This is a genomic window from Proteus sp. LHD240705 (genome assembly GCF_047921555.1).
In the GTDB taxonomy this organism is placed as follows: domain Bacteria; phylum Pseudomonadota; class Gammaproteobacteria; order Enterobacterales; family Enterobacteriaceae; genus Proteus.
Genome location: NZ_JBLRMI010000009.1, coordinates 106,375 through 128,086, shown reverse-complemented (window position 1 = coordinate 128,086; position 21,712 = coordinate 106,375). Strand labels below are relative to the sequence as shown.

Sequence of the window (21,712 nt, the reverse complement as noted above, 5' to 3'; positions counted from 1 at the left end):
TATGAACCTAAATATAAAATCTGCACTTTCTAAAGTATTTCAGCGTAAGAGAAAGAATATTAATTATGATTTCTACCCTAATCATATTGCACTTATTGAAAAACCTTTAACGCCATATAGTCGTTATATTGCGTCAATTATTTCATTCAGTGTTATCGCTTTTCTTATGTGGGCTTATTTAGGTAAATTAAATGTGCAATCATCTGCAACAGGTAAACTTATTGTTGCAGGGCATTCTCAAGTTATTCAAATTTATGAGCATAGCCGCCTTGCTGTCCTTCATGTAAAAGAGGGACAAAAAGTAAATCAAGGTGATGCATTATTAACACTCGATATACTGGGTGTTGATGAGGAAGTTAAGGGAATACAGAAAAAAATAGATAGTCTGCTGTTACTTAAACTTCGTTATCAAGCATTAAGCCAAGAAACATCTCCACAAAAACTTTATCATTTTAATAAATTAGATGAAAAAACAAAAAAATCTATTCTTATCAGTTACCAAAAAGAAAAAGATGAATTTGAAAGTAATATAAATTTAATTGATGCCGAAATCGAGGTGAATAATAAAAATCAAACCATGATCCATAATGAACTATTATCATTAAATATATTAAAAGAAAATATTAAACAACGTTTTATTCTTAAGGAAAAGCTCTTTATAAAAAAAATAATTAGCCAAATGGAATATTTAGAAAATGAAAAAGAATTATTAGAAATAAACCGAGTCATTACAATTAAGAATGCTGAATATCAACTTATTAAGAGTCAAGAGAAAAAACTAAATGAAAATTTAGATCAGTTAGAGAAACAGAAAAAATTAGAATGGCATGATAAATATAAACAGTATGAAAGTGAACTATTAATTTATAGCCAAAATCTTAATCATGCCCAAAAACGACAACAGCTAAAAATCGTCCGTTCTCCCGTTACAGGTACTGTACAACAAATCACAAATTACACACTTGGCAGTATCTTACAGCCATCACAACAAGTGATGACGATAATTCCTGATAATCAGCACAATATAGCAGAAGTTAATATTCTCAATAAAGATATTGGTTTTATTCATGTAGGGCAAAAAGCAATGATAAAAATAGATGCTTTTCCTTACACTCGTTATGGCACCTTAGAAGGAAATATAACCAATATCGCCAGAGATTCCGTTCAACATGAGCAGCTAGGTTTAGTTTATCCCGCAAAAATTGAACTAAATACGCAAATGATAGAAAGCAATAATCAACAATATAACCTTGCTCCTGGGATGTCTTTAGTCGCTGAAATTATTATCGATAGACGTCGTGTTATTGACTATTTCTTAAGCCCAATAGAAGTTTACCGTCATAACGCACTAACAGAAAAATAATAAGGTGCTTAATATCATGAACAATATTAATTTAGAGAAAGAAAAAAAATATCACTCATCAATTATTGATGGACTAATTTATTTTTCAAAAACACAAAGTGGAAAGATAAAAAAAGAGCAAGTTATTCATTTCCTGGGTAAAGAAGATCATCTTAATAAGTGGGATATTCTTGAAGCTATTCAACTTTTGGAATTAAAAGGTGATTTCTGCTTATTCGATTATAATGAGCATCTTATTATCGATACCCTTATAGAAATAAATGATTCTTGGTATATTTTAAAAAAAACAAAAGAAAAAACATTAATTATTATAAATCCTACAAATAATATAAAAACCGAACATGTCATTGATAAAGAAAAAAAGCTTAATACATTACAACTTATTGCTAAAGAGCCCTCTGCATCATTATCAAAATTTAATCTAAATTGGTTTATTCCTTCTATACTAAAGCAGAAAAAATCATTATTCCTGTTTTTTATTTTATCTTGTTGCATTCAACTCTTTGCTTTAGTGAATCCCATTATTTTTGAAAAATTTATCGATACCGTTTTAACGGGGAGAAATTTATCTAATTTACATCTATTTGGCTGTCTATTCGTCTTAATTGCTATCACGGAACCCATATATCTTTTTTTGCGAGATAAGTTATATGCATTTATATCTTGTCAATTAAGTGCTGAATTTTCAGGAAAAGCGTATCAACATCTCATCCGCTTACCGAGTCATTTTTTTACTCAACGCCCATCTGGACAAATCATTGCTCGTATACAAGAGCTTTCACATATCAGACAATTTATTACTGGTTCAGCATTGATGATGGTCCTTGATCTTATTTTTATTGCTGTGTTTATCTTTGTGATGTTTATTTATTCATCAACCTTAACGTGGATAACATTAAGTTCTTTAGTTCTTTATTTTATATTTTGGCTTATTCTAGGACCTATCATTCGTTATTGGGTAAAGCAAGAATATCAAACCAACGCAGATAATATTAGTCTACTGACAGAAGCGATAAATGGTATAGAAACCATTAAAGTGACGGCGACAGAAAATCATTTTATAGAAAAGTGGCAATACAAGTTGACCGATCACATTAATAAACGTTTTTCAGGTGCTAAAAAAGCGTTATTCGCTCAGCAATTTATTTTTATTATTCATAAGATCACTACTGCAATTATTTTATGGCAAGGCGTCAATTTCATTATTAATGCACAAATGACCGTAGGTGAACTTATCGCGTTTAATTTATTTGCCGCCCATATTACACAACCTATTTTACGTTTAGCGCAATGTTGGCAAGATTTTCAACAAACATCCATTTCTTTGCGCCGTATTGGTGATATTTTAAGTAATCCCACAGAACACCAATACCAAGGATTAGCTACCGTTCCTAAAATAACAGGGAGCATTACTTTTTCAAATGTCTATTTTCGTTACACAGACAAGACACCTGATGTTATTGAGTCACTTTCTTTATCTATTCCAGCAGGGAAATTTATTGGTATTACAGGGCGTTCTGGCTCAGGAAAAAGTACTCTTACTCGCTTAATTCAACGTTTCTATACGCCCCAACAAGGAAAAATTTATATTGATGGCATGGATTTAGCTATCGCTGATCCTTTATCTCTACGCCAAAGTATGAGTATCGTTTTACAAGAGAGCTTTTTATTTAGTGGCTCTATTTTTGAAAATATTCGTTTATCAAAACCGAATGCGAGTGAAGAGGAAATAACAGAAGCGGCTCGACTTGCTGGCGCTTTAGATTTTATTAATCAACTTCCTTTAGGATTTAATACACAAGTAGGAGAAAGAGGTTCTAATTTATCAGGCGGGCAACGCCAGCGTATTGCACTTGCTAGAGCCTTATTAACTAATCCACGTATTCTTATTTTAGATGAAGCAACATCTGCATTAGACTATGAGTCTGAAGCACAAATTTTAGCGAATTTACCTCAGATTTGTAAAAACAGAACCGTAATTAGTATTGCGCACCGTCTTAATACATTAGCGCATTCAGATTATATTTATGTAATAGATAAAGGGCAGGTATTAGAAGAAGGCTCTCACTCTCATTTATTAGAAAACCAAGCACTCTATTACCAATTATGGCAGCAACAAATTCAATAAATAAAGATTAAAAGATACAAAAAAGGCTCGATATTTCGAGCCTTCAATATATTACGAATAATTTATTAATAATTAGTAAAGCATACGAGCGCGGATTGTTCCCGGTAATGCTTTGAGTTTTTGTAACACTAACTCAGCTTGAGCTTTCGTTTGTGTTGTAATATCGATCACAACATAACCTACGTTACCTGACGTACGTAAATATTGCGCGGCTACGTTGATATTTTCTTCAGTAAACACTTTATTGATGCTATTCATCATACCTGGGCGGTTTTCATGAATATGCAGTAAACGGTTTACATCGTCGCCGTGGCTTGGCAGTGATACTTCTGGGAAATTAACAGCAGATAATGTAGAGCCGTTATCTGAATATTTCGCTAATTTACCCGCAACTTCATAGCCAATGTTTTCTTGCGCTTCTTGAGTTGAACCACCGATATGTGGTGTTAATATCACATTGTCGAACTTGATAAGTTCAGAAACAAACGGATCGTTAGGATCGTTATTTGCACCCGGCTCTGATGGGAATACGTCAACCGCAGCACCAGATAAATGTTTTGATTCTAACGCTTGAGCCAATGCAGGAATATCAACCACCGTACCACGAGAAGCGTTGACAAGAATTGCTCCCGGCTTCATACGCTGAATTTCTTCATGTCCAATCATATTCTTGGTTGATGGTGTTTCTGGCACATGTAAGCTGACAATGTCACACATATTCAACAGTTCAGAGAGATGACGAATTTGCGTTGCATTACCTAATGGCAGTTTGTTTTCAATATCATAGAAATAAACATCTAAACCCACACTTTCGGCTAAAATACCTAATTGTGTGCCAATGTGACCATAACCAATAATACCCAGTTTTTTACCTCGTGCTTCAAAACAGCCTTTGGCTTGTTTATCCCAAACACCACGATGAGCTTTCGCATTGGCTTCAGGAATACGACGCAGTAATAACAGTAATTCGCCAAGCACCATCTCAGCCACGGAACGGGTGTTTGAGAAAGGTGCGTTGAAAACAGGAATACCACGACGGGCAGCAGCCTCTAAATCAACCTGATTGGTACCAATACAAAAGCATCCCACTGCAACTAATTTTTCAGCCGCAGCAAAAATCTCTTCTGTTAAATGAGTGCGGGAACGAAGACCAACAAAACGTGCATCACGGATAGCTTCTTTTAATTCTTCGTCCGATAATGCGCCTTTGTGATATTCAATATTGGTATAACCCGCAGCTCTTAAATTTTCTACTGCACTTTGGTGCACACCTTCAAGGAGTAGAAACTTTATTTTTTCTTTTTCCAAAGATACTTTGACCATTTACCCTGCCCTATCGTTATTACATTTAATGAAAAACAAAATCCTGTCTCAACAACATAACAAAAATAGATTTTGTGGCAATACAACCGATTGCTGTGATGACAGAATAAGCGGTAAAGAAAGCGATTTTCTACCGAGTAAAATGATTTTGACTTTGAAAATGGCAGGATTTTAAAGAGAGATATAACTGTCGTGTGATATATATCACTGAATTTGCAGTTTCTAAAATAATTTAAAAAATAGGTAGCCATCGCTACCTATCTTAAAAAGAATTACTTAATGGTTTTCACACCTTCAGAGGTACCCATTAAAACAACATTCGCACCACGGTTAGCAAATAATCCTACGGTTACAACACCTGGAATACTGTTAATTTTGTTTTCCAGTTCAATGGGATTAAGAATAGTTAAGTTATGAACGTCTAAAATAACGTTACCGTTATCCGTTACCACATTTTCACGATATTCAGGTAAACCACCCAGTTTGACCAATTCACGAGCAACATAAGAGCGCGCCATTGGAATGACTTCTACTGGTAGTGGGAATTTACCTAATACGTCAACTTGTTTAGATTCATCAACAATACAGATAAATGTTTTCGCTACACCTGCGATAATTTTTTCACGGGTTAATGCTGCTCCGCCACCTTTGATCATTTGCATGTGATGGTTAATTTCATCAGCACCATCAACATAAATGTCTAAAGAGTCAACTTCATTACAATCAAAAACAGGAATGCCGTAACTTTTTAATTTTGCAGTTGATGCTTCTGAACTTGAAACTGTGCCTTCGATTTGACCTTTCATTGTTGCTAATGCATCAATAAAGTGAGAAGCCGTAGAGCCAGTACCGACACCCACAATCGTGCCTGGTTTTACATATTCAAGCGCCGCCCAACCTACTGCTTTTTTCAATTCATCCTGAGTCATTTAAAAAACCTTATTTATCACGTTAATGGACTAAGAATAGCATATTGCATTCAAAACTAGCACGAGACACATCAAAAACTGAGAAGCAACATTTTAACTCATTACAACGAAAAATATGGCATAGTAAGCAATAGAATATAAAATCGAAGAGAGTCTGTTAATGAAACGCCCTGATTATCGAGCATTACAAGCCCTTGATGCCGTCATTCGAGAACGTGGCTTTGAAAGAGCCGCGCAAAAGTTATGTATTACACAATCTGCCGTTTCACAGCGTATCAAACAATTAGAAAACTTATTCGGGCAACCGCTATTAGTCAGAACTGTTCCACCTCAACCCACTGAGCAAGGACAAAAATTATTAGCGCTATTGCATCAAGTAGAATTACTTGAAGAACAATGGTTAGGTGATGAAAATAGCGGTTCTACGCCTCTTTTACTCTCTTTGGCGGTGAATGCTGACAGTTTAGCAACATGGTTATTGCCTGCTTTACATCCCGTCTTAACGCAACTGCCTATTCGTCTCAATATTCAAGTAGAAGATGAAACTCGTACTCAAGAACGATTAAGACGAGGCGAAGTGGTTGGTGCAATCAGTATTCAACCACAAGCACTACCAAGTTGCCTTGTCGATCAATTAGGCGCTCTCGATTACCTATTCGTTGCTTCTCCTGACTTTGCTCAACGCTACTTTTCCAATGGCGTAACAAAATCTTCGTTATTAAAAGCGCCAGCAGTCGCATTTGACCATCTTGATGATATGCATCAGGCATTTTTACAACAAAATTTCGGCTTATCACCTGGTAGTGTGCCGTGTCATATCGTGAACTCATCTGAAGCCTTTGTGCAATTAGCTAAACAAGGTTCAACCTGTTGTATGATCCCTCATCTGCAAATTGCTAATGAACTAAAAAGCGGAGAGTTGGTTGATTTAACTCCAGGGCTTTGCCAGCGACGTATGCTTTATTGGCACCGATTTGCGCCAGAAAGTAGAACCATGAGAAAAGTGACAGACGCACTCATTGATTTTGGCCATAAAGTTTTAAAACAGGATGAAGAGTAATACGCTATTTCATCTTATTAACACAAAAAATAGGCTTCATATTGAAGCCTATTTATTTTTATCACCACATGATTATTTAGTGCGTTTTAATTCAAAAACCACATCAACATAATCTTTAAACTCGATGCTTTGCTGTTCATAGGTTTCTTGCACAGCAGCAGGTGCTTGTGCTTTTAATGCCATTGCATCCATACGCACTTGTGCGATTGGATAAGGTGTGGCTTCTGGCGCACGATAGCTCACGCTATAAACAGCACCTAAATCTGCACCGAAACCTTTTGCTACTGACGTTGCTTGATCAATTGCATTTTTAATCGCAACTTCTCGTGCTTTTGTTTTGTATTGTTCTGGATTATTGACACCAAATTCAACGTTATTAATCTCATTTAAACCAGCTGCTAATGCGCCATCAAGCAACGTATTAAGCTGTTCTAATTTCTTAATTTTAACATTAACAGTACGTGTTGCAGTATAACCATTAATCACTGAACGCTCTGCTTTTTTATCGTACTCATAATTTGGTTGAGTACGGATATTAGCAGCATCAATATCTTCTTTAACAACACCATTTTCTTTTAAGAAGGCAAAATATTTTGCAACACGCTCATCAACTTGTTTCTTAGCCTGAGCTGCATCTTTTGCTCTTTCGTTAACCTGAATATTTAATGTTGCCATATCAGGAGCGGCTTTAATTGTCGCATTACCCGATGTTGTGATATGAGGCCCTTCTGGCTCAGACGCCGCTAATGCAAAAGAAGGTAATCCCAGCGTAAACACGGATGCTAATACAATTGCTTTTAATTTCACAAAAACCCCCGACATAATAAAATTTAAGACCATCTTTTATGGCTAAGAAGAACCTTAGCATATCTGATGTAAAGTTCTTTAAGATTAAAAGAGTGTTTTCCATCCTTGTGCAGCTAATTGAATAGCAATAAACCACATTATACATCCTACAAACAGATTAATAATACGTTGAGCGCGCGCTTTGCTTAATATTGGAGAAAACCAAGCTGCTAAGAGCGATAACGCAAAAAACCAGCTTATAGAGGCAAATACCGCACCAAATGTAAACCAAGGACGAAGTTCTGACGTTAATTGCCCGCCAATACTACCTATCACAACAAAAGTATCTAAATAAACATGAGGATTAAGCCATGTTACGGCAACTAATGTTACGATCACACGCCAACGGCTTTTTACCTGATTTTCGCTTTGTGACAATTCAATATCTTTTGAAAAAGCAGTTTTAAATGCATTCCAGCCATACCATAATAAGAACGCGACTCCCCCCCAAGTGATCAGTAATAAAAGTATTTCTGATTGGCTAAGTAGGGCACTTCCACCAAAGACACCTGCCGAGATCAAAATAACATCACTTAAAGCGCATAAAAATGCACTCATCAAATGAAACTGTTTTTTACTTCCTTGTTGTAAAACAAAGGCATTCTGAGCCCCTATTGGTAAAATCATTGCTGCACTTAATAAGAACCCCTGAAAAAAAGTTATGAACATGCAAAATATCCTAATAATTATTCGTTTAATATTGGATGAATAATAGAGGGGTTTTGATATTAGAGGAAATGAATCATTCTTATTGATAATAAGAAAAACTAATGGCAATAAATACAAAAAAGCCACGTTATTAACGTGGCTCTAAATCATCTATTTTAGTGTGACTATTCTGCTTTAGTCGTCGCACTTTGTATTTGATGCATATAGACATCCATTTGTGGGAATGGAATACCAATTTTATTCGCATCCAATGTGCGTTTAAAGTCTTCCATTAAGTCCCAATAGACAGGCCACGCATCATCATTTTTTGTCCACACTCGTACCACAAAATTTAATGAAGACGGTGCCATTTCATGTAAACGGATAGTCACGCCTTTATCATGTTGAATACGTTTGTCTTTAGCAACGACATCACCTAATACTTTTTTTACCGTATCAATGTCAGCATCATACGCTACACCAACAATGATTTGAGTACGGCGATCAGGCTCTCGCGTTAAGTTAATCACTTCGCTACTGATTATCTTACTATTTGGGATAACAATAATTCTGTCATCGGCTGAGCGCAAAGTCGTTGAGAAAATTTGGACATCTCTAACGGTACCTTCCACAGCCCCTATAATCACATATTCGCCTGCACGAATTGGGCGGAAAATAACAATAAGCACACCAGCAGCAAAGTTTGAAAGTGAGCCTTGTAAAGCTAAACCAACCGCTAAACCAGCCGCACCTAATACAGCAATAACAGAAGCCGTTTGTACACCTAATCGGCCTAATACTGCAATTAAAGTGAAAGCGACAACAGTGTAACGCACTAAAACAGATAAGAATGTCACGACAGTAGCATCGATATGACGTAACGTTAAAACTCTAGCAACACCTTTTCCAATCATTTTTGCCACAAATAAACCTATAAATAGGATCAAAAATGCGGCAACAATATTGACTGCATACTGAATAAAGAGATCTTGATTGGCGACAAACCAACCTGTTGCTTCATCTAAACTAGCAGGTAATTCATTCATTAGACCACCTTTTAAACTTAAAAACGTAATAAAAAGAAGAGTAATTCAATAGTATATTGTGGCAGATTTATTCCAAAAATATATAGGATTTGTTAATTTTTTCTATTTTCCAGAATAAATAACCGGTATTTTTGTAGCATAGTAGCGAAATCATCTAGCCCACAAAAAGCAATACTCTCGTTATCGTAATAACTCATGCCCTCTTCCATTTCATCTGTTTCAAAATGTAATGTATTCGCTCTTATCATCACTTCTTCGTCATCAATAGAAAGGCTGTATTCTTTACCGATTAATTCCCACTGTCTTTCACTACATTTAATACCTTCCATTTCTTCAAGAATTTGATCTATCAGACTAATATCGCCCTGAATTTCATCATTCAGCCAATAGCCTATTGCTTCATGATCCATCGAAAAACGGGCTAGTATACCGCCAGTGAGATCTCGCTGAAATTCATAATCCATGGTGTACGCCCCTTATTAAGCTGCTACTTTTTGATAAAAAATATCTTATTCTTATTATGACAAAAATAACAAAAAACGGGAGGCATTTGCCTCCCGTTTGTTCATATAAAATACTTTAAAGCAATAAATTAATCGTTATACCGTTGTTTGGAAAATAACTTGGTCTGCTTTATCTGTATATTGCTCTAGTTGGTCAAAGTTTAAATAGCGATAAGTATCTTCTGCGGTTTCATCCACTTTACTCATAAAGTCCAGATACTCTTGTGGCTCAGGTAAACGACCTAATAATGACGCAACTGCGGCAAGCTCCGCAGAAGCAAGATACACATTCGCACCTGTACCTAAACGATTAGGGAAGTTACGTGTCGATGTTGAAACCACTGTTGCACCATCAGCAACGCGTGCTTGGTTACCCATACACAATGAACAACCCGGCACTTCGATACGCGCACCACTCTTACCAAAGACGCTGTAATAGCCTTCTTCCGTTAATTGTGCCGCATCCATTTTTGTTGGTGGTGCAACCCATAAACGTGTTGGTAATTGACCTTTATGCTGATCAAGCAGTTTACCCGCAGCACGGAAGTGACCAATATTGGTCATACAAGAACCAATAAACACTTCATCAATTTTGCTGTTTGCCACTTCTGAGAGCAGACGTGCATCATCAGGATCATTCGGCGCACATAAAATTGGCTCTTTGATCTCATTTAAATCGATTTCGATAACAGCCGCATATTCTGCATCTGCATCAGCTTCAAGTAATTGAGGATCTTTCAGCCAGTTTTCCATTGATGTAATACGACGTTCGATAGTACGGCGGTCGCCATAACCTTCAGCAATCATCCATTTCAGTAAGATGATATTAGATTGCAGATATTCAATGATAGGCGCTTTATCCAGTTTAATCGTACAACCTGCTGCTGAGCGCTCTGCTGATGCGTCAGCAAGCTCAAATGCCTGTTCTACTTTAAGCTCTGGTAAGCCTTCAATCTCAAGAATACGACCAGAGAAAATATTTTTCTTACCTTTTTTCTCAACTGTCAGTAAACCGTCTTGGATCGCGTAATAAGGAATAGCATGAACTAAATCACGCAGTGTCACACCCGGTTGCATTTCACCTTTAAAACGTACCAGAACAGATTCTGGCATATCTAATGGCATTACTCCTGTTGCCGCAGCAAAAGCCACTAAGCCTGAACCTGCTGGGAATGAGATACCAATAGGGAAACGAGTATGTGAGTCACCGCCTGTACCAACAGTATCAGGCAGTAACATGCGGTTTAACCATGAGTGGATAATACCGTCACCAGGACGCAGTGAAACTCCGCCACGGTTCATAATAAAATCAGGTAAGGTGTGATGTGTTGTAACATCTACTGGTTTTGGATAAGCCGCGGTATGACAGAATGATTGCATCACTAAATCAGCAGAGAAACCAAGACACGCCAAGTCTTTTAGCTCATCACGGGTCATTGGACCTGTGGTATCTTGTGAACCCACAGAGGTCATTTTTGGTTCGCAATATTCGCCAGGGCGAATACCTGTACGACCACAAGCACGACCAACCATTTTCTGTGCTAAAGAGAATCCACGGTTGCTTTCTTCAACAGGTTTAGCATGACGGAACAATGTGCTAACCGGTAAACCTAGCGATTCACGCGCTTTTGACGTTAATCCACGACCAATGATCAATGGAATACGACCACCAGCACGCACTTCATCAATTAATACTTCTGTTTTCAGCTCAAAGGTTTCCAGTAACTCATTTGTTTCATGGTTACGAATTTCACCTTTGTATGGGTAAATATCAATAACATCACCCATATTTAATTTAGAAACATCGACTTCGATTGGGAGTGCTCCCGCATCTTCCATAGTATTAAAGAAGATAGGCGCGATTTTGCCGCCAAGAACAACACCACCACCTCGTTTATTAGGAACGAACGGAATGTCGTCTCCCATAAACCAGAGTACAGAGTTAGTTGCTGATTTACGTGATGAGCCAGTCCCAACAACATCACCAACATAAGCCAGTGGAAAGCCTTTCTTATTTAATGCTTCGATTTGTTTAATTGGGCCTACGCTACCCGGCTGGTCAGGCTCAATGCCTTCGCGCGCATTTTTCAGCATTGCTAAAGCATGTAATGGGATATCAGGGCGGGACCAAGCATCAGGTGCTGGAGATAAGTCATCGGTATTAGTTTCACCAGTGACTTTAAATACGGTAACAGTAATTTTTTCCGCTAGTGCAGGGCGCTCAGTAAACCACTGTGCATCAGCCCAAGATTGCATAATTTGCTTAGCATAAACGTTGCCTGCTTTCGCTTTTTCCTCAACATCATAGAAGTTATCAAACATCAGTAATGTGTGAGAAAGCGCTTTGGCTGCAATTGGTGCTAACTTATCATTTTCCAGAGACTCAATTAATGCATGGATATTATAGCCACCTTGCATGGTGCCTAATAATTCAACAGCTTTTTCTGGTGTGATAAGAGGTGATGTGGTTTCGCCTTTCGCGAGGGCAGTTAAAAAGCCCGCCTTAACATAGGCAGCTTCATCAACTCCGGGTGGAACGCGGTTAACAATTAAATCAAGAAGAAATTCTTCTTCACCTTTAGGGGGATTTTTTAATAGCTCAACAAGTGCGGCTGTTTGTGTGGCATCGAGAGGTTTTGGAACGACACCTTCAGCTGCACGCTCTGCTACGTGCTTACGGTATTCTTCTAGCACGACTGTCTCCTCGCTTCTTTGTCATTTTGTATAACCCGGCTGTCTGCACCCTGTCTGTTGAAGGATGCCAGGTCAGAGGATCTTTTGCTCGCATAAAACATAAGAGGTTGTAAAATTATGCCCAGCTAAGGGCTATCAGCATAGCAAATCTTCAACACGATGTTAATTCGTTCACATAAAAGTAACATTAATCAGATTCAAATATCCACTTATTCAGATTAAAACACTTAAACAAAATATATAACAGAGACTTTTAACCAAGATTTGGGTTAATAACCACACTTTTTATAGTTTTTTTAATACCCAAATTAGCACTAAAGTGAAATTAACGGTTAAATAAACGACTAATGCACATAATAATCGATATGAGTCTTCACAAAACAGTCATATTCTAAATAGAAACCATAAAAAAAGAGCCAAGTTCTATAAAGAACTTAGCCCTTATCATTTAAACAACTTTAGTAAACTGTTTTCAGTAAACGAGTCGCTTATTTTTTCTTTTTCGCTTTTGGATTTGGCAGGTCAGTGATGCTACCTTCAAATACTTCCGCAGCCATACCAATTGATTCGTATAACGTTGGGTGAGCGTGGATAGTTAATGCGATATCTTCAGCATCACAACCCATTTCAATTGCCAGACCGATTTCACCTAACAGTTCACCACCGTTAGAACCAACAATTGCACCACCGATAACACGGTTAGTTTCTTTGTCGAAAATCAGTTTAGTCATACCATCAGCACAATCTGATGCGATTGCACGGCCTGATGCCGCCCAAGGGAAAGAAGCCACTTCATAGCTAACACCTTTCTCTTTCGCTTCTTTTTCAGTCATACCAACCCATGCAACTTCTGGTTCAGTATAAGCGATTGATGGAATAACTTTAGGATCGAAGTAATGTTTCTTACCAGAGATAACTTCTGCTGCAACGTGACCTTCATGGACACCTTTGTGAGCCAGCATTGGTTGACCAACGATGTCACCGATAGCAAAGATGTGAGGTACGTTAGTACGCATTTGTTTATCAACATGGATAAAGCCACGATCATCAACTTCGATACCTGCTTTACCCGCGTCTAACAGTTTACCGTTAGGTACACGGCCGATAGCAACTAATACTGCATCGTAACGTTGTGGTTCTGCTGGGGCTTTTTTGCCTTCCATTGTTACGTAGATGCCATCTTCTTTTGCTTCAACCGCAGTTACTTTGGTTTCTAGCATCAGGTTAAATTTCTTGCTGATACGTTTGGTAAATACTTTAACCACGTCTTTATCAGCAGCAGGAATAACCTGATCAAACATTTCAACTACGTCAATCTGAGAACCCAGAGAGTGATAAACCGTTCCCATTTCCAGACCGATGATACCGCCACCCATAACCAGTAAACGCTCTGGTACGGTTTTCAGTTGCAGTGCATCTGTTGAGTCCCATACACGAGGATCTTCATGTGGAATGAATGGTAATTCGATTGGACGTGAGCCGGCAGCAACGATTGCATTGTCAAAAGTGATGGTAGTTGTACCTTCAGCACCTTCAACAGACAATGTGTGAGAACCAGTGAATCGTGCTTCGCCATTAACGACAGTAACTTTACGGCCTTTAGCCATGCCCGCTAAGCCACCCGTTAACTGAGAGATAACTTTATCTTTCCAGATGCGAATTTTGTCGATATCTGTTTTTGGTGCGTCAAATACAACACCGTGTTCAGACAATGCTTTCGCTTCTTCGATAACTTTAGCAACGTGGAGTAACGCTTTAGAAGGGATACAACCCACGTTCAGACAAACACCACCTAAAGTAGAGTGACGTTCAACTAAAACTGTTTCTAAACCTAAGTCAGCGCAACGGAACGCCGCGGAATAACCCGCAGGGCCTGCACCGAGAACCACTACCTGTGCTTTAATTTCAGTACTCATCGTGACCTCATTATTTATTTGTCCGGCGAGTCAGACGATAATCCATATTTAACACCGAGACTTACATACCGCATGCAGTTTACAGAAATGTTAATAAACTGAAAAGCGCTCTAACATGACGGATCTCACAACCTAAGATGTATGACTGTAAAACCCATCACTGTAATCAGAGAAACCGGCGCTAAGCACCGGTTTTAAAATTACATTACCAAACGACGTAAATCACTCATGTACTGATTAATCAGAGTGATGAATCGAGCACCATCAGCACCATCGATCACACGGTGATCGAAAGATAGTGACATTGGTAAAATCAAGCGTGGTACGAATTCTTTACCATTCCATACAGGTTTCATAGAAGAACGGGAAAGTCCCATAATCGCAACTTCTGGTGCGTTAACGATTGGTGCAAAACCGGTAGTACCGATACCACCAAGGCTAGAAATAGTGAAACATCCGCCTTGCATATCTGCTGCTGTCAGTTTACCTGCACGCGCTTTCTTAGAAACTTCAGCTAACTCATAAGACAGTTCGATAATGCCTTTTTTGTTAACATCTTTGAAAACAGGAACAACAAGACCGTTAGGTGTATCTACTGCGATACCGATATTGATGTATTTTTTCAGGATCAGTTTCTGTCCATCTTCAGAGATAGAGCTGTTAAAACGAGGCATATCTGCCAGCGCTTTCGCTGCTGCTTTCATTACGAAGACTAATGGCGTGATCTTAACATCCAGTTTTTTCTTCTCTGCTTCTTTATTTTGCTGCTTACGGAATTCTTCAACCTCAGTAATATCTGCTTCATCAAACAGATTTACGTGAGGGATCATCACCCAGTTACGGCTTAAGTTAGCACCAGAGATCTTCTGGATACGGCTTAATTCAACTTCTTCAATTTCACCAAACTTGCTGAAGTCAACTTTCGGCCAAGGTAACATGCCAGGTAATCCGCCACCTGCATTAGCTGGCGCTGATTCAGCACGTTTAATTAATTCTTTCACGTAAGACTGAACGTCTTCACGTAAGATACGACCTTTACGACCAGTACCTTTTACTTTCGCTAAATTCACACCGAATTCGCGCGCTAAGCGACGAATAACTGGTGTTGCATGAACATAAGCATCATTTTCAACAAACTCTTCTTTCGCAGCTGGCGCAGTCGCTTGTGCTTTAGCTGGTGCTACTGGTGCAGAACTTGCTGGCGCTGGCGCGGTTGCTGCTGGTGCTTGAGCGACAGGCGCTGCACCGGCAACTTCGAAAGTCATGATCAGTGAGCCAGTTTTCACTTTGTCACCCACTGCAATTTTGATCTCTTTAACCACACCTGCAAATGGTGCTGGCACTTCCATTGAAGCTTTGTCACCTTCAACTGTGATCAGAGATTGTTCTTCAGAGATGGAATCACCTACTTTCACCATCACTTCAGTAACTTCAACTTCATCACCGCCGATATCTGGAACATTCACTTCTTTCACAGCAGATGCTGCTGGTGCAGATGCCGTTGGAGCTTGTGCTGGTGCTGCTTGAGCAACAGGTGCGCTACCTGCAACTTCAAATACCATGATAAGAGAGCCTGTGCTCACTTTATCACCTGTTGCAATTTTAATTTCTTTCACTACGCCAGCAAATGGTGCTGGTACTTCCATTGAAGCTTTGTCGCCTTCAACAGTAATCAGTGATTGTTCTTCAGCAACGCTATCGCCCACTTTTACCATCACTTCAGTGACTTCAACTTCGTCACCACCAATATCTGGAACGTGAACTTCTTTCAGCGCAGCTGTTGCAGGTGCTGCGGCTGGTGCAGCTGCTTGAGCTGGTGCTGCTTGCGCGGCACCTTCTGCTTCAAAAATCATGATAAGAGAACCCGTTTGGACTTTATCGCCTACGGCAATTTTGATCTCTTTAACAATACCCGCTTGTGGTGATGGGACTTCCATAGACGCTTTATCGCCTTCTACGGTGATTAAGGATTGTTCTTCCTCAATACGGTCACCCACTTTCACCATCACTTCGGTGACTTCAACTTCATCAGCACCGATATCTGGGACTTTAATTTCAATAGACATTCACTTTACCTCTTACGCCAGACGTGGGTTTACTTTTTCAGGGTTGATGTTGTATTTTTTGATTGCTTCTTCAACAACCTTCACATCAATCTCACCACGTTTAGCTAATTCACCTAATGCAGCAACAATCACATAAGAAGTATCAACTTCAAAGTGGTGACGCAGGTTTTCACGGCTATCAGAACGACCGAAACCATCAGTACCTAATACGCGGTAATCATCTGCTGGTACATAAGTACGAACTTGTTCAGCAAACAATTTCATGTAGTCAGTAGACGCAACAGCTGGTGCATCATTCATAATTTGAGCGATGTAAGGTACGCGTGGTGTTTCTGATGGGTGCAGCATGTTCCAACGTTCACAATCTTGACCATCACGAGCCAATTCAGTGAATGAAGTTACGCTATAAACATCAGAACCAATACCGTATTCAGCAGACAGGATTTCTGCGGCTTCACGAACGTGACGCAGGATAGAACCTGAACCCAGTAACTGAACTTTACCTTTCGCACCTTCGTGTGATTTCAGTTTGTAGATACCTTTACGGATACCTTCTTCAACACCGGCTGGCATTGCTGGCATATGGTAGTTTTCGTTCAGTGTAGTGATGTAGTAATAAACGTTTTCTTGTTTATCACCATACATACGCTCTAAACCGTCTTGCATGATAACAGCAACTTCATAAGCGAATGCTGGATCATAAGAGATACAGTTAGGGATAGTCAGCGATTGAATATGGCTATGACCATCTTCGTGCTGTAAGCCTTCACCGTTAAGTGTTGTACGACCTGAAGTACCACCTACTAAGAAACCACGTGCTTGTTGGTCGCCTGCTGCCCAGCATAAGTCGCCAATACGTTGGAAACCAAACATTGAGTAGTAGATATAGAATGGGATCATTGGCAGATTGTTAGTGCTGTAAGATGTTGCAGCCGCTAACCAAGATGCGCCAGCACCCAGTTCATTGATACCTTCTTGCAGAATCTGACCTTTAACGTCTTCTTTATAGTAAGCAACTTGCTCACGGTCTTGAGGCGTATATTGTTGGCCATTCGGGCTATAAATACCGATTTGACGGAACAGACCTTCCATACCGAAAGTACGTGCTTCGTCAGCAATAATTGGAACTAAACGATCTTTGATAGATTTGTTTTTCAACATCACGTTCAGAGCACGAACGAATGCGATAGTTGTTGAAATCTCTTTAGATTGTTCTTCCAGTAATTGGCTGAAATCTTCCAGTGTTGGGATATCCAGTTTTTCTTCAAAACGTGGACGACGAGCTGGTAAGTAACCGCCTAAATCCTGACGACGTGCGTGCAGGTATTTGTACTCTTCTGACTCTTTGTCAAAAGTAATATAAGGCAGGTCTTTGATTTGCTCATCAGCAACAGGAATATTGAAACGATCACGGAAATGGTGAACGCCATCCATGTTCATTTTCTTAACTTGGTGAGCGATGTTTTTACCTTCTGCCGTTTCACCCATACCATAACCTTTGATGGTTTGAGCTAAAATAACAGTTGGTTTACCTTTAGTCTCTTTTGCTTTTTGGAATGCAGCAAAGACTTTCTTCGGATCGTGACCACCGCGGTTTAATGCCCAAATCTCGTCATCAGTCATGTCTTTAACTAATGCAGCAGTTTCTGGGTAGCGATTGAAGAAGTGTTCACGAACGTAAGCACCGTCACGAGATTTAAACGTTTGGTAGTCACCATCCAGTGTTTCGTTCATTAATTGAACGAGTTTACCAGAAGTGTCTTTACGCAGCAGTTCGTCCCAACGGTCGCCCCACATCACTTTGATAACGTTCCAGCCAGCACCTGCGAAGATACCTTCTAGTTCGTTAACAATTTTACCGTTACCTGTCACTGGGCCATCAAGGCGCTGTAAGTTACAGTTAACAACGAAGCACAGGTTATCTAATTTTTCGCGAACAGCGATAGTGATAGCACCTTTAGATTCTGGTTCGTCCATTTCACCATCACCTAAGAACGCATACACAGTTTGTGCAGTGGTGTTCTTCAAGCCACGATGATTTAAATATTTCAGGAACTTAGCCTGATAAATTGCAGATAGTGGTCCCAGACCCATAGAAACTGTTGGGAACTGCCAGAATTCAGGCATTAATTTAGGGTGCGGATAAGAAGATAAACCTTTACCACCAATTTCTTGACGGAAGTTGTTTAATTGATCTTCTGTTAAACGACCTTCTAAGAATGCACGTGCATAGATACCTGGGGAGATATGACCTTGGAAATAAACCAAGTCGCCGCCATCAGTTTCATTTTGCGCACGGAAGAAATGGTTAAAGCACACTTCATATAAAGTTGCAGAAGATTGGAATGACGCCATGTGTCCGCCGAGTTCCAAATCTTTTTTGGATGCACGCAGAACCATCATTACTGCGTTCCAGCGAATAGCAGAACGAATACGACGCTCTAATTCCAGATTGCCAGGGTAAGCGGGTTCATCTTCAGCAGGAATGGTATTGATATAATCACTGTGTACAGAACCGCCTAAAGCGATATTAAGACCACCATTACGGGCTTGTTTTAATACCTGATCAATCAGGAACTGTGCACGTTCAACACCTTCTTCACGGATGACCGAGTCGATCGCTTGTAACCAGTCGCGAGTTTCGATCGGATCCACGTCATTTTTCAGCATATCTGACATGGTGTATTCCTTATCTGTTATCTGTTTTTAATGGTTATGGGAGCCTATCTTCCCGTTCTACCCATCTGATATGACGGGAAGATAGGCCCTGCTGTTATTACCGCTTCCCCTGAAAATCACAGGGCGATAGATAGTACAGACTCAGCGGTCAGGATCTGTGCTACTAAAATAAATCCGGATGTTGTTGTAGCCGGCGCAAAGAGCGCTCACGGCGAGTATGTTCACGACTCATATCCAACAAAACATCTTCAATAAAGGCCAAATGGCGATGTGATGCTTCACGCGCAGCTTCTGGCTCTCTATTAATAATAGCCTGATAAATCTGACTACGATGCTCACTTACTGCTGTTAACATCTCTTTACGAGTGTAAAGAAACTCAAAATTCTGGCGGATATTTTGCTCAAGCATTGGCACCATGCATCGTAATAGATGTAATAAAACGACATTATGAGCAGCTTCCGTGACAATTAATTGATATTGCAATACAGCTTCAGACTCAGCGATTAAATCACCCTCTTCATGGGCTTTCAAAATGCAATCATGGCTAGCTTTGATACGTTCAAGATCTTCATCAGTACCACGTAATGCAGCGTAATATGCAGCAATACCTTCAAGTGCATGACGAGTTTCTAAAAGATCAAATTGAGATTCGGGGTGTCCGCTAAGCAGTTGAGCTAAAGGATCACTAAAACTTTGCCAGAGATTATGCTGAACAAAAGTACCACCGCCTTGGCGACGGAGTAAAAACCCTTTAGCTTCTAATTTTTGGATTGCTTCACGCAATGAAGGGCGAGATACATCAAATTGTTTTGCCAGTTCACGCTCAGGTAAGAGTTTTTCTCCTGGGCGCAGAGTACCTTCTAAAATCAGATGTTCAAGCTGTTGCTCAATAACATCAGAAAGCTTAGGTTGGCGGATTTTTGTATAAGCCATATTGCTGGAAGCCATTATTGGATAACTATTACCTTAGTGATTGAGTTGTCAATTGGTAATACCAATTTAATATAACGGATAATAAAGTAACAAAGTATTCACTAACTGTCCATACAGTTGTTGAGCGAAATCATAAAAACCTGCAAATTTTAACAAATTATTTTAAAAATTCATCAAAATTGATAACTAGATCGCATTACACAGAAACGCTAAAAATAAATTTTTTAACGTTTTTTAAACACATAAACAATCAAACTGAAGCGTGACAGCAATATTATTTTGAATTTAAATTCATAATTTATAATTTTAAATTCGATTTAGGTGGTTATTTTGTTAACAAACTGCGGTAATAAGCCCAATCAAAGTGAGGTCCTGGGTCAGTTTTTCTATTTGGTGCAACATCACTATGCCCAGTAATGTTTTCTTCAATAGCAGGATAAAGAGCAATAAGCGATTGAGTTATCTTCACTAATTGTTGATATTGTTGCTGGGTAAAATCGCATTCATCAGTACCTTCAAGCTCAATACCAATAGAGAAATCATTACATTTTTCTCTGCCTTTATATAAAGAAACACCAGCATGCCACGCTCTCTCAGTAAAAGGCACATATTGCACAATTTCTCCATCACGACGAATAAGGCAATGAGCCGATACTCTTAAGCTAACAATCTCACTAAAAAAAGGATGGTCTTGCTCTGATAATGTATTGGTGAAAAGCTGGTCAATATAAGGTCCACCAAATTGGCCAGGAGGCAAACTGATATTATGAACAATTAATAAAGAAGGCTGCTCACCTTCGGGTCTCTTATCATGATTAGGTGAAGGAACTTGTCTAGCATCGATTAGCCAACCTTGTTTAATTTCCACATCAACCCTCTTTTATTTTGTTTTAGCCATTATCAATAATGTTATTAACGCATACTCATCAATAAATGCGAACTTTCCCTCAATAATAAAGGCTAAATATGTATATCTCCTTTTTCTTTTCGATATTTTACTCAAACTTTATTTTATCTATTCGCCAATAAAGTCCTTTTTTTTCATACTTCTAGTGTCTATTACTCAAGGAGGACGCTAGATGAATGTACTTAATTATCACTCTAATGAAAATGGTTTTACCCTTATGGAGCTTATGATTGTAATTGCTATCATCTCGATTTTAAGCTCTGTTGCTATTCCGGCTTATCAAGGTTATATCCAAAAAGCCGCATTAACCGATGTATTGCAAACACTGTCTCCCTATCGTTCTGCAATAGAATTATGTCGCTATGAAAACGAGCCTCAACACTGTAATTCTGATTCAACCTTTATACCGCAACAATTCCGTAGTCGATATTTGTCCGATATTAATGTGTTAAACGGTGTGATTAGTGCAATCGGAAAATCACAGCTTGATGGTCTGACGATCACAATGTCGCCAGAGAAAGGAATTAACGACCTTCTTCCGATATGGAAAACACAATGTTCAGCAGCAAATCTTACGTTGCAAAAACAGTGTAGTGAGATTTTAAAATCATATTAGTGCTTTAGATATAAAGGAGCACTCATATTGAGTGTTCCTATTACGCACATTAAA

16 protein-coding genes are annotated in these 21,712 nt (G+C 39.0%); 4 read left to right on the top strand and 12 right to left on the bottom strand.

Annotated features, from left to right (window positions below; translation table 11 throughout):
• The first annotated feature begins 1 nt into the window (after position 1).
• Positions 2-1,363, top strand: a complete 1,362-nt coding sequence (locus ACNART_RS15615; protein WP_198629869.1) for an HlyD family type I secretion periplasmic adaptor subunit — start codon at positions 2-4, stop codon at positions 1,361-1,363.
• Positions 1,364-1,379: 16 nt separating this feature from the next.
• The gene (locus ACNART_RS15610) at positions 1,380-3,491 is read left to right on the top strand and encodes a type I secretion system permease/ATPase (RefSeq protein ID WP_368927818.1); all 2,112 of its coding nucleotides are present in this window, start codon (positions 1,380-1,382) and stop codon (positions 3,489-3,491) included.
• Between the two features lie 72 nt (positions 3,492-3,563).
• Here ACNART_RS15610 and serA read toward each other — a convergent pair whose 3' ends face one another.
• Positions 3,564-4,814, bottom strand: coding sequence for a phosphoglycerate dehydrogenase (gene serA, locus ACNART_RS15605; protein WP_198620809.1), 1,251 nt, complete (start codon positions 4,812-4,814; stop codon positions 3,564-3,566).
• 272 nt (positions 4,815-5,086) lie between these two features.
• On the bottom strand, positions 5,087-5,743 hold the full coding sequence (rpiA, locus tag ACNART_RS15600; RefSeq protein WP_072063358.1) for a ribose-5-phosphate isomerase RpiA: 657 nt from the start codon (positions 5,741-5,743) through the stop codon (positions 5,087-5,089).
• Between the two features lie 160 nt (positions 5,744-5,903).
• On the opposite strand from rpiA, the gene ACNART_RS15595 reads away from it, so the two are divergent.
• Positions 5,904-6,803 (top strand): LysR family transcriptional regulator ArgP, encoded by a 900-nt coding sequence (locus ACNART_RS15595; RefSeq protein ID WP_368927819.1) that lies wholly within the window; start codon positions 5,904-5,906, stop codon positions 6,801-6,803.
• A 72-nt stretch (positions 6,804-6,875) separates the two neighbouring features.
• Here ACNART_RS15595 and ACNART_RS15590 read toward each other — a convergent pair whose 3' ends face one another.
• From ACNART_RS15590 to ampD, 10 genes are all read right to left on the bottom strand, one after another.
• On the bottom strand, positions 6,876-7,610 hold the full coding sequence (locus ACNART_RS15590; protein ID WP_109419752.1) for an oxidative stress defense protein: 735 nt from the start codon (positions 7,608-7,610) through the stop codon (positions 6,876-6,878).
• 84 nt (positions 7,611-7,694) lie between these two features.
• Entirely contained in the window at positions 7,695-8,318 is a 624-nt protein-coding gene (argO, locus tag ACNART_RS15585; protein ID WP_311747492.1) for an arginine exporter ArgO, read from the bottom strand.
• Between the two features lie 164 nt (positions 8,319-8,482).
• Complete coding sequence (gene mscS, locus ACNART_RS15580) at positions 8,483-9,343, bottom strand: small-conductance mechanosensitive channel MscS (protein ID WP_109371100.1); 861 nt, start codon at positions 9,341-9,343, stop codon at positions 8,483-8,485.
• A gap of 92 nt (positions 9,344-9,435) precedes the next feature.
• Complete coding sequence (locus ACNART_RS15575; RefSeq protein WP_368887593.1) at positions 9,436-9,807, bottom strand: YacL family protein; 372 nt, start codon at positions 9,805-9,807, stop codon at positions 9,436-9,438.
• 135 nt (positions 9,808-9,942) lie between these two features.
• A complete protein-coding gene (gene acnB, locus ACNART_RS15570) occupies positions 9,943-12,540 on the bottom strand; it encodes a bifunctional aconitate hydratase 2/2-methylisocitrate dehydratase (protein ID WP_198620815.1) in 2,598 nt (865 codons plus the stop codon).
• A 488-nt stretch (positions 12,541-13,028) separates the two neighbouring features.
• Positions 13,029-14,456: a dihydrolipoyl dehydrogenase gene (gene lpdA, locus ACNART_RS15565; protein WP_075670832.1), complete on the bottom strand. Its 1,428-nt coding sequence runs from the start codon at positions 14,454-14,456 to the stop codon at positions 13,029-13,031.
• Positions 14,457-14,656: 200 nt separating this feature from the next.
• Positions 14,657-16,522 carry a pyruvate dehydrogenase complex dihydrolipoyllysine-residue acetyltransferase gene (gene aceF / locus ACNART_RS15560; protein WP_349442968.1) on the bottom strand — a complete coding sequence of 622 codons (1,866 nt, stop codon included), beginning with the start codon at positions 16,520-16,522 and terminating at the stop codon, positions 14,657-14,659.
• 12 nt (positions 16,523-16,534) lie between these two features.
• Positions 16,535-19,201: a pyruvate dehydrogenase (acetyl-transferring), homodimeric type gene (aceE, locus tag ACNART_RS15555; RefSeq protein ID WP_349442967.1), complete on the bottom strand. Its 2,667-nt coding sequence runs from the start codon at positions 19,199-19,201 to the stop codon at positions 16,535-16,537.
• A gap of 163 nt (positions 19,202-19,364) precedes the next feature.
• A complete protein-coding gene (gene pdhR, locus ACNART_RS15550) occupies positions 19,365-20,135 on the bottom strand; it encodes a pyruvate dehydrogenase complex transcriptional repressor PdhR (protein ID WP_109371481.1) in 771 nt (256 codons plus the stop codon).
• A gap of 325 nt (positions 20,136-20,460) precedes the next feature.
• Positions 20,461-21,003, bottom strand: a complete 543-nt coding sequence (ampD, locus tag ACNART_RS15545; RefSeq protein WP_198620817.1) for a 1,6-anhydro-N-acetylmuramyl-L-alanine amidase AmpD — start codon at positions 21,001-21,003, stop codon at positions 20,461-20,463.
• Between the two features lie 211 nt (positions 21,004-21,214).
• On the opposite strand from ampD, the gene ppdD reads away from it, so the two are divergent.
• Positions 21,215-21,658 carry a prepilin peptidase-dependent pilin gene (ppdD, locus tag ACNART_RS15540; protein WP_368927821.1) on the top strand — a complete coding sequence of 148 codons (444 nt, stop codon included), beginning with the start codon at positions 21,215-21,217 and terminating at the stop codon, positions 21,656-21,658.
• Positions 21,659-21,712 lie beyond the last annotated feature (54 nt).

What these genes read in the sequence shown, in the direction of transcription:
- aceF (WP_349442968.1), bottom strand. Translation starts at nt 16,522, where the DNA reads ATGTCTATTGAAATTAAAGTCCCAGATATCGGTGCTGATGAAGTTGAA.
- argO (WP_311747492.1), bottom strand. Translation starts at nt 8,318, where the DNA reads ATGTTCATAACTTTTTTTCAGGGGTTCTTATTAAGTGCAGCAATGATT.
- serA (WP_198620809.1), bottom strand. Translation starts at nt 4,814, where the DNA reads ATGGTCAAAGTATCTTTGGAAAAAGAAAAAATAAAGTTTCTACTCCTT.
- rpiA (WP_072063358.1), bottom strand. Translation starts at nt 5,743, where the DNA reads ATGACTCAGGATGAATTGAAAAAAGCAGTAGGTTGGGCGGCGCTTGAA.
- ACNART_RS15575 (WP_368887593.1), bottom strand. Translation starts at nt 9,807, where the DNA reads ATGGATTATGAATTTCAGCGAGATCTCACTGGCGGTATACTAGCCCGT.
- aceE (WP_349442967.1), bottom strand. Translation starts at nt 19,201, where the DNA reads ATGTCAGATATGCTGAAAAATGACGTGGATCCGATCGAAACTCGCGAC.
- pdhR (WP_109371481.1), bottom strand. Translation starts at nt 20,135, where the DNA reads ATGGCTTATACAAAAATCCGCCAACCTAAGCTTTCTGATGTTATTGAG.
- ACNART_RS15595 (WP_368927819.1), top strand. Translation starts at nt 5,904, where the DNA reads ATGAAACGCCCTGATTATCGAGCATTACAAGCCCTTGATGCCGTCATT.
- ACNART_RS15615 (WP_198629869.1), top strand. Translation starts at nt 2, where the DNA reads ATGAACCTAAATATAAAATCTGCACTTTCTAAAGTATTTCAGCGTAAG.
- lpdA (WP_075670832.1), bottom strand. Translation starts at nt 14,456, where the DNA reads ATGAGTACTGAAATTAAAGCACAGGTAGTGGTTCTCGGTGCAGGCCCT.
- mscS (WP_109371100.1), bottom strand. Translation starts at nt 9,343, where the DNA reads ATGAATGAATTACCTGCTAGTTTAGATGAAGCAACAGGTTGGTTTGTC.
- ACNART_RS15610 (WP_368927818.1), top strand. Translation starts at nt 1,380, where the DNA reads ATGAACAATATTAATTTAGAGAAAGAAAAAAAATATCACTCATCAATT.
- ppdD (WP_368927821.1), top strand. Translation starts at nt 21,215, where the DNA reads ATGAATGTACTTAATTATCACTCTAATGAAAATGGTTTTACCCTTATG.